The sequence below is a fragment of the Gardnerella sp. DNF00983 genome (assembly GCF_049244265.1).
In the GTDB taxonomy this organism is placed as follows: domain Bacteria; phylum Actinomycetota; class Actinomycetes; order Actinomycetales; family Bifidobacteriaceae; genus Bifidobacterium; species Bifidobacterium vaginale_J.
In genome coordinates this window covers 1,158,240-1,174,199 of the sequence record NZ_CP058392.1, presented here as the reverse complement: position 1 = coordinate 1,174,199, position 15,960 = coordinate 1,158,240, and the positions used below count along the sequence as shown (strand labels likewise).

Genomic DNA, 15,960 nt, shown 5'->3' with positions numbered 1-15,960 from the left:
CTTTGTAGTTTTAGATTCTGGCTTGATCGCTTCGCATTCTAACCTGCATCGCAACGCCGATTCCGCCGCCAACGCACAGCGCAGCAACTCCATTTAACTTATTGCTATCTCGCAAAGCGTATATAAGCGTCGTCAAAATCCTAGCTCCGCTAGCGCCAAGCGGATGACCGAGCGCAATCGCCCCACCTCTCACATTCAGCTTTGACTCGTCAATATGAAGTTGCTCCGAAACAGCAATGCTTTGCGCTGCAAACGCTTCGTTTATTTCGAATAAGTCAATGTCGTCAACGTTGCTGCCGGTCGCATTTAACATGCGTTCCATCACATGCTTTGGAGCGTATCCCATTAAATCTGGGTCGATTCCGCCTTCTGCGAATCCCACAATTTGCGCAAGATATTCAATTCCGTGCGCTTGCGCGTAATCTTTGCTCATAAGCACTAGAGCTGCAGCTCCGTCGTTAATTCCGCTTGCGTTTCCGGCAGTTACAGTCGATTCGTGCTTGCAAACTTCGTGCTTGCAAACTTCGTTCTCGCCAATTTCGTTCTCGCCAACTTCGCAAGTCGCGTCCGCAGTTTCTCCAGACGCTTTAAAAAGCGTGCGCAATTTCGACAACTGCTCTAAGGATGTATCTTCGCGAGGATGCTCGTCGCGAGTTATAACAGTTCCGTTTGCAAGCGTTACCGGCACAATTTCAGAAGCAAAATCGCCTCTTTTAATAGCGGCAACAGCTTTTTGGTGAGATTTAAGTGCAAAAATATCTTGTGCTTCGCGAGTAATGCCAAATTTTGCTGCAACATTTTCTGCAGTAACGCCCATTGCGTCGCCAGTAAAAGCGTCGTTTAAGCCGTCTCGTTGCAAACCGTCAATAAGCGCAAAATTCCCGTATTTGTGTCCGCTAAATCGCGAATTAGTTGCGTAAAACGGTACGTTGCTCATGCTTTCAGTGCCGCCTGCAACAACAACTTGCGCATCTCCCATAACGATTGCGGATTGTGCTAAGCGCACTGCTTTTAAACCGGATCCGCATACTTCGTTAATCGTCATTGCGCAGCTAGAAGTATCTAAGCCTGCTTTTAACGCAATTTGGCGAGCAACGTTTTGTCCGCTGCCTGCTTGTAATACGTTTCCAAAAATAGCTTGATCTACGTCGTGTGAACTAATTCCAGCGCGTTCTATTGCTGCTTTTGCTGCGATTGTTCCTAAATCAACTGAGGAAAGCGAAGATAAGCTGCCGCCGAATTTGCCAATAGGCGTACGTACAGCGCTTGCAATCACCACTTCAGTCATATGTTTAGCCACCTAATCAATTGTTTGTTGCAATACGTGTTGAAGTATACCAACCGGACTACTTTATCGTATTTTTCGACAAAATTACCATTTGCGAAAAATTTTTCTCGTTTCCTTCACAATTAGACTTACTTCAGTGAGTTTGCGCTCCCGAATCCGGCATAGACTTTACAGCTGTGTAAAGAAACTGTCGCCTACGCGCCTTAATCCGGCAAAAACTTTACAGTCGCGTAAAATTTCGGTCGGCTACGCGCCAAAATCCGGCATAGACTTTACAGCGGCGTAAAGGAACGGTCGTTTGCGCGTCTTAATCCGACCAAAACTTTACAGCCTTGTAAAGGAACGGTCGTTTGTGCGCGAACAAGCGGCAGAAACTTTGCGCTCGTGTAAAGAAACTCGCGCCACATTAAGCAAGAGCGGAGCGCTGTCATCACGGCTAATCGCAGTTCGGCTGAGCTTGCACGGAAAGTCCACTGGACTTTCCGCCTGAGCAAGCTCACGCTCCGAGTTGCTTTCGCGCGCGCAATGCTGCGCGAAAGCAGGTCGGAGCGCTACTTACGGAACGAAATTGAGCCGTCAACAGGATCCATCGCGTCAACAATCGCCAGCGAATCCAAATCATATCCTGCTTCACGAAGCGCATCTCCACCACCTTGGAAGCCCTTTTCGATAGCGATTCCAATGCCGGCAACGCTAGCTCCAGCATGATTGCAAATGTCGATTAATCCTTGCAAAGCTTTGCCGTTCGCCAAAAAATCATCCAAAATAAGCACGCGATCTTCCGCACTCAAATACTTACGCGACACAATCACCGGAAACTCGCGCTGCTTTGTAAAAGAAAATACCGTAGATACGTATTGGTCGCCATCGAGATTAATTGACTGAGCTTTCTTTGCGAAAACTACAGGAACTCCGCCAAAATGACGTGCTGCAACACATGCAATTCCAATACCAGAAGCTTCAATCGTAAGAATCTTAGTAATATTTGCGTCGCGGAAATGCTCAGCCCAAGCGGCTCCCATATGATCAAATAAATTCACATCGCACTGGTGGTTCAAAAAAGCGTCTACTTTTAATACATTGCCTGGTTTTACGATACCATCTTGGAGAATGCGTTCTTCCAATTCTTGCACGATGTGCCCCTTCTTACGAACAATTACATTGCAGTACGCTCAAGCATACCCAAGTTCGTGACACAATACGAGTAAAAACGACTGCAGCATGTGGTAAACCTGATTAAATACGTGCGCAATTAAAACGTGGGGGCGTTTTATTGCTGAAGCTAAAACGTAGGTAATTGGCAGCATTAATGGAGTACAAGTATGAGCGTAAGTATGGGCGCAAGTATGAATGCAAATATGAGTGCAAAAGATAGCGATTACGGATATGTGAGTGATTTGTTGGGGAATCCAGTTGATTCGTTCGATTCTGACGATCGTTTTTACGAGAATGTTGCGGATGCGAATGATTATGCCAACTACAGTTACGACGAGTATGCTGACGCTTACGCTAAAGAGCCTGATTTTACGCAGCAAGAATATGCGTCTGATCAAGAAGAAGTGCCTCCTCAAGAAGAAGTGCCTCCTCAAGAATCCCAAGAATCTCAAGAATCTCAAGAATATTCCCAAAATTCCGCATATTCTAGAGTTGCAGTTGACTCGCAAAAACTACTCGACGGCTTAAATCCGCAACAATCTCAAGCAGTCCAATACGACGGACCGGCACTGCTTATTGGAGCAGGAGCTGGAAGCGGCAAAACGCGAGTTCTTACGCGAAGAATAGCTTGGATATTAAGCCAAAAAGGTGCCTGGCCAAGCCAAATCCTTGCTATCACTTTTACAAACAAAGCCGCTGCCGAAATGCGTGAACGTTTAAGCAAACTTATTGGTAGCGAAGCAACTACTATGTGGGTTTCGACGTTCCATTCTGCATGTGTGAAAATACTTCGCAGATCAGGACAGTATATTGGCTTAAAATCAGGCTTTTCTATTTACGATACTTCCGATTGCGAGCGATTAGTAAAAATTATTGCAACAGAACTTAACGTTGATATTAAGCGTTTTACGCCACGTAGCATTTTGGGCAAAATTTCGGATTGCAAAAATAGTTTAATCACTTGGCGTGAGCAACTAGACATGTATGCTAACGATTACAAGCCGGGTGTTGCAGGTCAACAAATTGCGCACGCTGGCAATTCTGAAGCTGTTTACGCAACTATTTATGCGGAATATCAGCATCGTTTATATCAAGCAAATGCGGTTGATTTTGACGATTTAATTATGCGAACTGTGCAACTCATGCGAGAAGTACCAGAAGCTGCGCAATATTACCGCCATAAGTTCCGCTATATTCTCGTAGACGAGTACCAGGATACGAATCACGCTCAATACGAGCTTATTCGCGAGCTTGCAGGAGTGGATGTAAAACAAAATAACGCAAATGCATCTCAGCAAAATAGCACTCCTGCATCAATCACAGTTGTAGGTGACTCCGACCAGTCGATTTACGCTTTCCGCGGAGCCGATATTCGCAACATTCAAGACTTTGAAAAAGATTTTCCAAACGCTACAACTATTATGCTTGAGCAAAATTATCGCTCTACGCAAACTATTTTGGATGCTGCAAACGCAGTTATTTCGCATAATCAAGGACGAAAGCCTAAAAAATTGTGGACGGCATTAGGTGAAGGCGCTCCAATTACTGGTTATGCAGCAGACAGTGCTCAACAGGAAGCAGCTTGGGTTGCGCAAGAAATAGCGCGATTGGCAGGTGAAGAAGGCGTTGCTTATTCGGATATGGCGATTATGTATCGCGCTAATGCACAGTCTCGTTCGCTAGAAGATGCGCTCGTTAAAGCAGGTCTTCCGTATCAACTTGTTGGCGGCACAAAGTTTTACGAGCGACGCGAAGTAAAGGATGCGCTCGCATACTTGCAATCTATGGCAAACCCGGATGACGATGTGAATATGCGCAGAATTTTGAATGTGCCTAAGCGTGGGCTTGGAGCGCGTGCGGAGGCTTTGCTAACGCTTTACGCTCAAACACAAGGAGTTAGCTTCTGGCAAGCTTTGGAACATTTGGAGTCAATCGAAGGCATGCCAACTCGCACTGCAACCAAGCTTAAAGAGTTCCGCGAGCTTATACACAATTTAATTACTTGTATGCAAAACAATGACTCGAAACCTTCTAAAGTTATTGACAGCATACTGAACGACAGTGGTTTGCTGGAGGATTTGCAACGTTCTGAAGATCCTCAAGATGCCGCTCGCGTGGATAATTTGTCACAATTGCAGTCGGTTGCAGCTGAGTATGAGCAGAATACGCCGGATGCTAGTGTTGCTGGATTCCTTGAAACGACGGCGCTTGTGGCTGATTCGGATCAATTGCCGGATGAAAATGAGGACACTGGTAAAGTTACGTTGATGACGCTTCACACGGCTAAGGGCTTGGAGTATCCGGTTGTGTTCCTAACTGGCATGGAGCAGGGAACTTTTCCGCATTCTCGCGCTTTGGAAGACGATGGCGAGCTTTGCGAGGAGCGTCGTCTTGCTTATGTTGGTATTACGCGAGCTAAGCAGCGTTTGTATGTTACTCGTGCTGCTGTTCGTGCGCAATGGGGGCAGGCTCAAGATATGCTTCCAAGCCAGTTTTTGGATGAGATTCCAGATAATTTGATTGATTGGAAGCGCAGAGAGTCTGATGTTGAGCGTTGGGGCGCTTCGTCTAGGCGCGGCGATGATTTCGATAGCGATTTCGGTGGTGATTTCGATGGTGATTTCGATGGTGATTTCGGCGGCTGGGATGACGATTATAGCGATGCGTTTAGTGAAAAAACAACTTATGGTGGAAGCAGTTACGGTTCTGAAAAGTCGTATGGCTCTAAGTCTTACGGAAGAAATAAATCGTATGGCTCTAAGTCTTACGGTTCTTCTTACGGAAAGTCTTATAGCAAGTCTTATGGCTCTTCTTACGGTTCTTCTTACGGCTCGTCTTATTCTAAATCGAATTGGTCTAAGTCAAGTGCAGTAAAAACGCGCAAAGTTACCGCAAAATCTGCTGCTTCAACAAGCGCAACAAAAGTTGGTTCAACTTCCTCAGTTATGAATAAAGACAATCATCTAAATATTCAAGACTTCCAAGTTGGCGACAAAATTACTCACGATACTTACGGATTAGGAACCGTGCTAGCAACGCAAGATAAGGGCAGAAACTCAATTATTACAGTCGATTTCGGCTCCGATGGAGTAAAGCGACTAATGCTTAGAGTTGCACCAATCGAGAAATTGTAAAATCTTATATTTATGCACTTTAATGTAAGATAAATTTTTAACAAGGACGTGGCATTCGCGGGTGTGGGTGCCGAGAAGCGTGTTGCATTAAGGGAAATGTGACACTAAAAAATAAAAACATACATTTAATGAGGTATAAATTATGAAAAACAAATTATTCGCATCAATTCCTGCAATTATTTTCGGCTTGCTTATTGCCGTTGCACCATTGACGTTTGCAAAGCCGTGCTCAACCGGAGGCATGCAAAAAATGCATATGATGATGCAACCTATGGCATGCTACTACACAGGTCGTGCAGCTGTTGGAATTGGCTTAGTTATTGCAGTACTTGGAATTATTGCGCTATTTGTTAAAGAAAATGTTCGCATTGGTTTAAATATTGCTGTAGTTGTGAACGCTTTGCTTATGCTCGCTGTTACAACATTCCTTATTGGCGTGTGCAAGAGCCCAATGATGCATTGTGCATCGGTTATGCGTCCAACACTGATCGTTCTGTCTGTGCTCGCATTAGTGTTCGCAGCTGTTTCCGTGTATTTGGATAATAAAGAAAATTAATAGTTCAAATAGTTCGAAAAGCTTAACAAAGCAAAATTATGCGCACTATTACGCTAAAGCGATTGCCGCTGGAAAATCTTAAACGCAAGCCATTGCGCACTGCTGCACTTATTGTTGTATCTGCGTGCTTGTCTGCGATATTTTTCGGCGGCTCGCTGATTTCTATGAATCTTGAACGCGGCTTGAATAGTATGCGAGAACGCATGGGAGCCGATATTATGGTTATCCCTCAAGGTACGCATACTAAAGCAGAAGCGCTGCTTACAAACAGTGGTTCAAGCACTTTTTATTTCACTAACGATATTGAGAATTTAGTAAGACGCTCTCCGGGTGTGCAAAAGGCGAGTGCACAAACGTATATTTCTTCGCTTTCTGCAGGATGTTGCGCTGAAAAATTGCAAATTATTGGTTTTGATCCCGATTCTGATTTTGTTATAGGTCCTTGGATTTATTCTCAACATAAGCAGAAGTTACAAAAAGGCGAGATGATTGCTGGCGCAAATGTAATCGTGTCTTATATGAATACTGTTCGTCTTTTTGGGCACCAATGGCCTGTAGCTGCGCAGCTTGCAAAAACCGGCACAAGCATTGATAATTCAGTGTTTGTGCGACGCGAAAGTGTGTCGCAAGTAGTTGAGTATTCAACGAAAGTAGGGCACACCGCTATTCCAAAGGAATATGCTAAAAAAGCAGTTTCTGCAGTTCTCGTAAAAGTACAAAAAGGTTACAGCGCGCAAGAAGTTGCAAAAAATATTCGCAAAACAACTGGTCTTTCAAGCATTGGCATAGTTTTTCCGGGCGGAATTACAGCAACTACGCAAGCTAATCTTGGTGTTTTTACTCGCACGTTGACTTTTATAATTGCTGCGTGCTGGCTAGTTGGATTGCTAGTTTTAGTTGCAGTATTTTCAACATCTGTAAACGAGCGTAAAAAAGAGTTTGCTTCTCTTCGCATACTTGGCACAACAAGAAATATGCTTTTAGGCGTTGTCGTTAGGGAATCTGCGATACTTGGCTTAGTTGGTGGAGTATTGGGTGTTGCGTCTGCAAGTCTTATATTGTTCCCTTACAGTTCTCTTATTTCTGAACAATTGCAGCTTCCGTATTTGGAAGTGACTGCGCTACCAGTAGCAGTGCTTATGTTAGCGTCTGTGCTGCTTGCGCTTGTTGCAGTTGTTGTAGCTTCAGCGCTTACCACATTGCGTATTGCTATGCGCGAAACGTATTTGACACTTAGGTCGGGTGAGTAAGTATGGAAGATAAGAGTCAAAAACTGCCAAGTAATGAGTTTGATATTTTACCTGTTGTTGAGCTTACTCGTGTAACTCGCGAATTTATGCGCAGAAAGCACAAATTTTTTGCAGTAAATAACGTGAGTTTTGCGCTAAATAGCGGCGATTTTGTGGCAATCGTTGGAAAGTCAGGTAACGGAAAATCTACTTTACTAAATTTGATTGCTGGGTTATTGAAGCCAACGCATGGAAGTGTAAAAGTTTGCGGCGAAGAGATTTCTGAACGCACTTTTAGTGATGCAGAAATGTCTCGTTTGCGCGCATGTGATATAGGTTTTGTGACGCAATCGCAGACGCTTTTGCAAAATCTTACTGTGCATGACAACATACTTTTACCTGTGCAAATTGCAGCTAGTGCTTGTGAAGTAAGTAAGTCTGGAATAAGTAAGGCTGAAGTAAGTAAGTCTGCTGAAAGTAAGTCTGAAATAAGCGAAGATTTAAACGAGACTCGCGCGTTAGAACTTTGCAAGCAATTGCATATTGAAGATTTACTGTGGTGCTACCCAAATGAGCTTTCGGGTGGTGAAATGCGTCGCGTAATGATTGTGCGCGCGCTAATAAACAATCCGAAGCTTCTTATTCTTGACGAGCCTACTGGTGATTTGGATTTAGAGCATACTCGCATAGTGGTGAAAATGTTGCGCGAAGCTGCAAAAAATGGTGTAGCAGTGCTCATGGTAACGCACGATGTTGAGGCTGCTCGCTGCGCGGATCGCACATACACAATGGATTTCGGATCTCTTCGCTAATTTATTCTTACGGGTGTGTAGAATTAGAAACGATGCCTATTTTGTGTAAGCATCATCTGGAGCCTTAGCCCATCAGTGGGTCGGCGCGCGGTAGTTATGGCGTTATTTCAACGTTTTAATACTTGCGCGTTCGTGTGTTAGCACGAAGAAGCACTGGAGAGGCCGGCTCAGCGTGAATAATTTTTAGGAGATTTTGCGATCTACTAAAAACTTGGTTCACGTTCCGTTCAGATAACGACAGAATTAAAGGATTAGTTATGACTAATATTCAGCGTTCTCGCCGTCAGGTGCGTCTTTCTCGCGCCCTCGGCATCGCTTTGACCCCAAAGGCTCAGCGTATCTTCGAGAAGCGTCCATATGCTCCAGGTGAGCACGGCCGCACTCGTCGTCGCACCGAGTCCGATTACGCAGTACGTCTTCGCGAGAAGCAGCGTCTTCGCGCTCAGTACGGCATCTCCGAGAAGCAGCTTCGTGCTGCTTACGAGAAGGGTACGCACACTGCAGGCCAGACCGGTGACGCAATGCTCACCGATTTGGAAACTCGTCTTGATGCTTTGGTTTTGCGCGCAGGCTTTGCTCGCACCACCGCCCAGGCTCGTCAGTTTGTTGTACATCGTCATATTTTGGTTGATGGCAATCTTGTCGATCGCCCATCTTACCGTGTGAAGCCAGGCCAGACCATTCAGGTTCGCGCCAAGAGCCAGACCATGGTTCCATTCCAGATGGCTGCAGAAGGCGTTCATCGCGACGTTTTGCCAGCAGTTCCTGGTTACCTCGATGTGAATCTTGCCTCTTTGAAGGCTACTTTGACTCGTAAGCCGGAAGTCGATCAGATTCCAGTTGAAGTCAACATTCAGTACGTCGTCGAATACTACGCTCGTTAATTCGCCGATTTAATTCTTAAGGACATACCGCTTGACCCCTGTTGCGCATTCGCGTGGCAGGGGTCAATGCGTTGTGTTGGAACATTTGCCGGAAACTTGCAGTGCTATGTACCGCGTAGTGCAATAATGGAGATATGTTGCTGCATCTTTATTTAGTGCGTCACGGACAGACGCTATTTAATCGCTATAATCGACTGCAAGGCTGGTCAAATTCTCCGCTTACTGAAAAAGGTTTGAAAGATGCGGACACGGCTGCAAAAAAGCTAGAAAATATTGCTTTTGCTGCAGCTTACTGTTCGGATACTACTCGTGCGCAAATCACAGCACAACGTATTCTCGATGCAAATGAAGCTGCCGGTAATGTGCGCCCGACGCTTATAAGCGACATGCATTTTCGCGAGCAATGCTACGGCTATTTTGAAGGTCAAGATATGCAAATGGCTTGGTGGGCTGCGGGAGCGCCTAACGGAGCGCACACCTACAACGAAATCGTTGAAAAGTTTGGGCTTGCAGCCACTCGTGACATGCTTAAAGAAGCGGATCCTTTCCACGATGCCGAGTCGGATATCGAATATTGGACTCGCGTAGAAGAAGGTTTTGCGTTAATTGCTTCAAATTCTTCGCTTAACGATGGAGATAATGTTTTGCAAATTTCGCATGGCAACACTTTACTAAGTCTTATGCACCGTTTTGCGCCTGCAGGCTACGATTTAAGCGAACGCCCTCAAAACGGAAGCGTAACCAGACTTGATTTTGACACTACCAAACCCATTGATAATGCCATTACTATTCGAGGCTATAACGAGTAGATTCTACTTTTTAACTTTGTTATATGCGTCTTTACCGTTCGTTAATCTTAAGTCATTGCGAAGGGTTTTAGTACGTAGTTTGATTTGCTGTTGTATGGCTTTTGATACTGCGAAATCTCATGCAAAATGGTATAGAAAGAGGTTACGATGAGCGTTGGAGACATAGCTGCTATTATTGCTGCGATTGCGTTTGCCGTGCTTTCTGGCTTTTTGATTTATCCGTTAATCAGATTAGGCAGATTGTTTGATCAGATTGCGAAAACAATTAAAGAGTCGGGTGAGCATGCGATGCCGGCAATTGATGAGTCTGTTACAACTATTAAGCAAGTTAATAAGACTCTTGACGACGTAAACGCTGTTTCAGGAGCTACTCGCACAACCGTTACAAATATTAGTGCTCTAACAGATTTGTATGGTGCTTTCCTTGGAAAACCGCTCGTAAAAATTGCAGCTGCCGGTTACGCTCTAAAAGATACTGTTTCTTCTTTCTTCAATAAGCCGACTGTGCCAACAGACAAGAATAGTGCCAATCGTAACGCTTCAAAAGAATCCTCTGACAAGAATGCAACTAAGAATGCAAGCAAGAATGCAAGCAGGGGGGAGTAATGTTCAAGCGTTTATTTTGGATGTTTGTTGGCATTGTAATTGGTGTTCTTACAGTTACGAAGGCTCGTGCATATGTCAAAGCAAAAATGCCGTCTTCTGCTAGTCGTTTTATATTTGATGAGGAACCGAAAAATATCACATTGCGCACAGTAATGGGATTGTTTAAAGATTTCAATACTAGCCGTAAAGAGCATGAAGCTGAGCTTAATTCTCGTTATGCTAATCGTAGAAATAGGGAATTTTAAATAAAAAACGAGTTTTTCATAATTTCGTTACTTTGCTAAGTTTAGTTAAGTTAAGTATTGAAGTACTATATTGAATGTTTGCATGATTGCGTCGTGCGTCATGCGGCACGATTTCGTGTGAGCGTTGCATGTGGCTTTTGTTTGTGACGGTTATTTGTGACGGTTTGCGTGGGTCTTGCTAAAAATTACACAAGGAGTTCGTACGTATGCGCACAGCAGAAATTGCAAAGCGTTATCTTGACTATTTTGCCAAGAATGGTCATATGGTTGTTCCTTCGGCTTCTCTTATTTCGCCGAACCCAACAACATTGTTTACTATTGCCGGCATGGTGCCGTTTATTCCTTACTTGCTTGGTGAGCAGACGCCTCCTTCGCGTCGTATGGCTTCGAATCAGAAGTGCGTTCGCACTCTAGATATTGACGAAGTTGGTAAGACTACTCGTCACGGCACCTTCTTCCAGATGGTTGGTAACTTCTCGTTTGGCGATTATTTTAAAGAGGAAGCTATTCACTACGCTTGGGAGCTTTTAACAACTCCGCAAGATAAGGGCGGCTACGGTTTTGACCCTGAAAAGCTTTGGGTTACTACTTATACTGACGACGATGAAGCTCGCGCAATTTGGAAGAACGAAGGCTTCGACCCAGAGCATATGCAAGTTTTCGGTATGGAAGATAACTTCTGGACTACCGGCGGCCCTGGTCCTGGCGGTCCATGCTCCGAAATCTACGTGGATCGCGGTCCTAAGTATGGTCGCGATGGAGGTCCGGCTGCTGACGAATCTCGCTTTATTGAGATTTGGGATTTGGTTTTCGAAAATTACCAGGTAGATAACGTCAAATCTAAGACTGATTTGCATATTGCTGGCGAACTCGATCAAAAGAATATTGATACTGGCGCTGGTTTGGAGCGTTTGGCTTACCTTATGCAAGGTAAGGAAAATATTTACGAAACTGACGAAGTTTACCCAGTTATTGAAGCTGCAGAAAAGCTTAGTGGCGTAAAGTACGGCGATAATAATGATGCTGACGTGCGTTTCCGCGTTGTAGCAGATCACGTGCGTTCCGCTTTGATGATTATGAGCGATGGCGTGCGCCCAAGTAATGTTGGCCGTGGCTATGTGCTTCGTCGTCTTCTTCGCAGAACTGTTCGCGCAATGCGCATGCTTGGCGTTCAAGATCCAGTTTTGCCAACGTTGTTCCCAGTTTCTAAGGCTGCTATGGAACCAAGCTATCCAGAGCTTAACGATACTTTCCACGAGGTTAGCGAAGCAGCTTACGGTGAAGAGGATGCTTTCCGTCGCACTCTTGAAAAGGGCACAACTATTCTCGACTTGGCTGTTGAAAAAGCTAAGAAAGAGCACAAGGATGACCCTATGGTTGGCGGCTCCGACGCGTTCACTTTGCACGACACTTACGGCTTCCCGATTGAGCTTACTCTTGAGATGGCAGCCGAGCAGGGTGTTAAGGTCGACGAAGCTAAGTTCCGCGAGCTTATGAGCGAGCAGAAAGGTCGCGCTCGCGCTGATGCTTTGAAGAAGCGTCACAATGTGGACGTTAGCGTTTACGACGATATTAAGAAGGCTCTTGAAAAGCCAATCGACTTCCTCGGTTACACTGACTTCTCAAGCCGTTCAAACGTTTTGGCAATTGTTGAAGCAGGCAAGGGCTCTGTTAAAAGCGTTACCGCTCCTGCAAACGTTGAGGTTATTCTCGATCGCACGCCATTCTATGCTGAGCGCGGCGGTCAGATTGCTGACCAGGGCGAGATCATTTCCGACGACGGCGCAATTTTGGAAGTTGACGACGTTCAGCGTCCAATCAAGGATTTGATTGTTCACAGCTGCCGACTTACTGAAGGTACTTTGAGCGTTGGCTCTCCTGTAAACACGAATATTGATCAGGTTCGCAGGGCTGCTTTGGCGCGTTCTCACACCGCTACTCACACTCTTCACAAGGCTTTGCGCGAAGAGCTTGGCCCTCAGGCAACTCAGCGCGGTTCTGTGGTTGATCCAGATCGTTTGCGCTTCGACTTCCAGTGGCCAAAGGCTGTTGATAAGGATGCGCTTTCTCGCGTTGAAGCTCGCGTAAACGAGCGTATTCGCGACGACTTGCAAGTAGTTCCTAAGGAAATGCCAATCGACGACGCTTTTAAGCTTGGAGCAATGCACTTGTTCGGCGAAAAGTACGGCGATGTTGTGCGCGTTGTTGAAATCGGCGACGGTTGGAGCCGTGAGCTTTGCGGCGGTACTCATGCTAAGAGCACTGGAAAGATTGGTATGGTAACTATTCTTTCCGAGTCTTCTATTGGCTCTGGCGTGCGCAGAATTGATGCTCTTTGCGGTGAAGCTGCGTACGAGTATGGCGCTCGTGAGCACACTTTGGTTGCGCAATTAGCAGACATGGTTAACGCGCGTCCAGACGAGTTGGCTGAACGTTTGGAATCTTTGCTTAACAAGATGAAGGATTCTGATCGTAAGCTCGCATCTGTTTACGAAGCTCAATTAAATGAAGCTGTACCAACATTAGTTGATGAAGCAAAGAATAGTAACGAAAAAGTTAAGTTGGCTCTTAAGAATGTTGGCAACTTTGGCTCATTCGATGCTTTGCGTAAGACAGTTCTAGATATTCGCGCTCGTTTAGGTGAAGATGCTCCAGTGGTTGTTGCGCTTGCTGGTGTTAATGAAGACGATCGACCAATGATTGCAGTCGCCACAAACGAAGCTGCTCGCGGTCTTGGTGCTAAGGCTGGTGACTTGGTTCGTACTGCTTCCAAGGTTCTTGGTGGCGGCGGTGGCGGCAAGCCAGACTTCGCTCAGGGCGGTGGTACAGACGCTTCTAAGATTGATGAAGCTCTCGAAGCTGCGAAATCAGAAGTAGCTAAGCTCGCCTAGTGCGTGTCTTACAGCTTAAAAAATTTACGAATCTATACCAAAAGCAACACGAAACATGGTGTGGTTAGGTATTGATTTAGGTGACGCAAGGGTCGGACTTGCGCTTTCCGACCCTGGCCTCACTTTTGCGCATCCTATTGGCAATGTGCAAGTGTTTGGAGATTCCTTCCGTGCTATAGATGAAGTGCTTGAAGTTATTGAAGATAACAATGTAGAAAAAGTTGTTATAGGCTTGCCTTTGCAACTCGATGGCACTGAAGGAAAATCTGCTAAAAAAGCTCTGCGCTGGGGAAAGAATCTAATAAAACGCATGCAAATATTGCATGAGGAAAAAGATTGGGCATTGGATTATATGCCAGAAGTAGTTTGGAAAGATGAGCGTTTAACAACAGTAAGTGCTCATCGCCAGCTTTTGCAAGCGGATCTTTCTACTAAAAAGCATCGCCCAATGGTAGATCAGCAGTCTGCAGTGCTGATTTTGCAGTCTGCTCTCGATTCAAAATATGCGCAACAAAACTAGTAAAAGTAAGTAAATAAGAGTTAGAAAGTAGAAAAGGAGTGTCAAATGTCCGACAGTTTTGATGAGTTCTTTGACAATCATGCACAATGGACTGAACATGATGATTCTCCTTCTTCATCTGCTTCTAACGGTTCAGATTCGTCAGGAAAATCTCGCAAACGAGCAAAAGCGCGTCTTGCTGCAAAGAAACGTAAACGTCGAGCAAAAGCAGTTTTAGCTATATTGATTGTGTTCGTGCTATGTGTTGTTGGTTACGTTGGATACAGTGCTGTGCGTGCGTGGCGATTGTCTCAGAACAGTGAAGCTGTTGCAGATTGGCCAGGTCCTGGTTATGGATCTGTTGAGTTTACAGTCGATACTGGCGAAGGCGCTATTAATGTTGCTGAAAAACTAGTGAAAGCGAATGTTGTTAAATCGCAAGCTGCATTCACTTCAGCTGTTTCTGCAAATAATAAAATTTTGTATCCTGGCGTTTACTCACTGAAAAAACATATGGCTGCTATTGATGTAGTTGATATTCTTTCAGATCAAACAAAAGCAGGCGGATTCCTTGATGTTCGTGCAGGAGATCACGCAGCAGACGTTTTGCAAAAAGCTTCAACATTATCTGGAATAAGTTTAGATAAATTCAAGGCTGCGTTAGCTGATGGTGCCGCAGGAATTCTGCCTGCTGAAGCAAACGGTAGCGTTGAAGGCTGGCTAGAGCCTGGAGTTTATAACGTAAAAGCTATGAAAAGTGCGGATGCTATTCTTTCCGCAATGGTAAAAAAGCGTATCGAAAAACTTGATTCTCTTGGAATTCCTAAAGGTAAAGATAGAGAAAAAGCCTTAATTATGGCGTCTATTGCCGAAGCTGAAGTGAATAATAGCGAATATTATGGCAAAGTTATTCGCGTAATACTGAATCGTTTGGCAAAAGATATGCCGTTAGGAATGGATTCTACTGTTGGCTACGGCGCTGGAGTAAAGCCTATTAAACTTACGCAAGCAATGCTTGACGATGCAAATAATCCGTATAATACGCGTATTCATAAGGGTTTGACCCCTACGCCTATTGGTATTGCTGGAGACAACGCTTTGCTTGCAACCATTAAGCCTCAAGACGGTCCGTGGCTTTACTTTGTCACCACGAATTTGAAGACTGGTGAAACGAAGTTTGCGGATAACAAAGACGACTTTTTGAAATTCCGCGACGAGTACAAGCGCAACAATCCTGAAGGCAACTAAACTGTTAAATTAAAATATAGCTTTTAACCACATAGATGTTTTGGGGTTGTAACAGTTTTGCAAGTTTTCGTAATCTGCTTTAATGAAGCAATTAATTATTACGATAATATCGGCGCTACCAACGCTCACATGTTTAATTTCAGTTTGCGCAACAGACATAAAAAGTCGCGTAGTGCCAAGACTTTGGGTTGTTATTGCAGGAATTTTTCAATCTTTTGCGAATCTTATATATTCGATTATTTTATTTAGAAATATTAGCGTGCTTATTTTCGGCTGGATTTCTTGCGTAATTATTTTTGTAATTTACTGGAGTATGCGAAAAATTTCCGCAAAAAATGCTATTGGCTTCGGAGATGTTACGAGCGCGTCAATGATTGCGCAAGCCTTGGTATTATTTGGCTTTGACTGCTTAATTTACTGGTTCGCTTTAGTTGGAGCAGTTGGCTTACTTTGGCTTTTGCTATGGAAAATTTACTGCAAAATCTGCTCGACAACCAACGCATCAATACCATTCGTGCCAGTAGAAGCAATATCTGCAATACTCGCAGCATTGCTGTCAATAACAACCCGCTCAATACTTGGTAGTTAGTAAAGTAGAGTATTT

Annotated in this window: 14 protein-coding genes; 12 read left to right on the top strand and 2 right to left on the bottom strand. The window is 44.6% G+C overall.

Annotated features, from left to right (window positions below; genetic code table 11):
* Window positions 1-10 precede the first annotated feature (10 nt).
* Together HXT34_RS04450 and HXT34_RS04445 are read right to left on the bottom strand one after the other, a co-directional pair.
* The gene (locus HXT34_RS04450; RefSeq protein WP_421784558.1) at window positions 11-1,288 is read right to left on the bottom strand and encodes an acetyl-CoA C-acyltransferase; all 1,278 of its coding nucleotides are present in this window, start codon (window positions 1,286-1,288) and stop codon (window positions 11-13) included.
* Window positions 1,289-1,839: 551 nt separating this feature from the next.
* A complete protein-coding gene (locus tag HXT34_RS04445; protein WP_004110321.1) occupies window positions 1,840-2,421 on the bottom strand; it encodes a xanthine phosphoribosyltransferase in 582 nt (193 codons plus the stop codon).
* Between the two features lie 189 nt (window positions 2,422-2,610).
* Between HXT34_RS04445 and HXT34_RS04440 the strand changes: the two genes are divergently transcribed.
* The 12 genes from HXT34_RS04440 to HXT34_RS04385 all read left to right on the top strand — a co-directional run bounded on the left by HXT34_RS04440 (window position 2,611) and on the right by HXT34_RS04385 (window position 15,945).
* Window positions 2,611-5,577 carry an ATP-dependent helicase gene (locus HXT34_RS04440; RefSeq protein ID WP_421784556.1) on the top strand — a complete coding sequence of 989 codons (2,967 nt, stop codon included), beginning with the start codon at window positions 2,611-2,613 and terminating at the stop codon, window positions 5,575-5,577.
* A 142-nt stretch (window positions 5,578-5,719) separates the two neighbouring features.
* Entirely contained in the window at window positions 5,720-6,133 is a 414-nt protein-coding gene (locus HXT34_RS04435; RefSeq protein WP_064340381.1) for a DUF4418 family protein, read from the top strand.
* A gap of 38 nt (window positions 6,134-6,171) precedes the next feature.
* Window positions 6,172-7,383: an FtsX-like permease family protein gene (locus tag HXT34_RS04430; RefSeq protein ID WP_421784554.1), complete on the top strand. Its 1,212-nt coding sequence runs from the start codon at window positions 6,172-6,174 to the stop codon at window positions 7,381-7,383.
* Between the two features lie 2 nt (window positions 7,384-7,385).
* Window positions 7,386-8,174, top strand: coding sequence for an ABC transporter ATP-binding protein (locus tag HXT34_RS04425; protein ID WP_415689209.1), 789 nt, complete (start codon window positions 7,386-7,388; stop codon window positions 8,172-8,174).
* A 257-nt stretch (window positions 8,175-8,431) separates the two neighbouring features.
* Entirely contained in the window at window positions 8,432-9,058 is a 627-nt protein-coding gene (gene rpsD, locus HXT34_RS04420; protein WP_004105277.1) for a 30S ribosomal protein S4, read from the top strand.
* A 134-nt stretch (window positions 9,059-9,192) separates the two neighbouring features.
* Complete coding sequence (locus tag HXT34_RS04415) at window positions 9,193-9,867, top strand: histidine phosphatase family protein (protein ID WP_421784552.1); 675 nt, start codon at window positions 9,193-9,195, stop codon at window positions 9,865-9,867.
* 147 nt (window positions 9,868-10,014) lie between these two features.
* On the top strand, window positions 10,015-10,473 hold the full coding sequence (locus HXT34_RS04410; protein ID WP_415687650.1) for a DUF948 domain-containing protein: 459 nt from the start codon (window positions 10,015-10,017) through the stop codon (window positions 10,471-10,473).
* Window positions 10,473-10,718 (top strand): hypothetical protein, encoded by a 246-nt coding sequence (locus tag HXT34_RS04405; RefSeq protein ID WP_004105270.1) that lies wholly within the window; start codon window positions 10,473-10,475, stop codon window positions 10,716-10,718. Before HXT34_RS04410 ends, HXT34_RS04405 begins: the two co-directional genes overlap by 1 nt.
* 206 nt (window positions 10,719-10,924) lie before the next feature.
* Window positions 10,925-13,609 (top strand): alanine--tRNA ligase, encoded by a 2,685-nt coding sequence (gene alaS / locus HXT34_RS04400; RefSeq protein WP_421784549.1) that lies wholly within the window; start codon window positions 10,925-10,927, stop codon window positions 13,607-13,609.
* A gap of 55 nt (window positions 13,610-13,664) precedes the next feature.
* Entirely contained in the window at window positions 13,665-14,129 is a 465-nt protein-coding gene (gene ruvX / locus HXT34_RS04395) for a Holliday junction resolvase RuvX (RefSeq protein ID WP_421784547.1), read from the top strand.
* A 45-nt stretch (window positions 14,130-14,174) separates the two neighbouring features.
* Window positions 14,175-15,356: an endolytic transglycosylase MltG gene (gene mltG / locus HXT34_RS04390; RefSeq protein WP_415683357.1), complete on the top strand. Its 1,182-nt coding sequence runs from the start codon at window positions 14,175-14,177 to the stop codon at window positions 15,354-15,356.
* A 172-nt stretch (window positions 15,357-15,528) separates the two neighbouring features.
* Window positions 15,529-15,945: a peptidase A24 gene (locus HXT34_RS04385; protein ID WP_421784545.1), complete on the top strand. Its 417-nt coding sequence runs from the start codon at window positions 15,529-15,531 to the stop codon at window positions 15,943-15,945.
* Window positions 15,946-15,960: the final 15 nt, after the last annotated feature.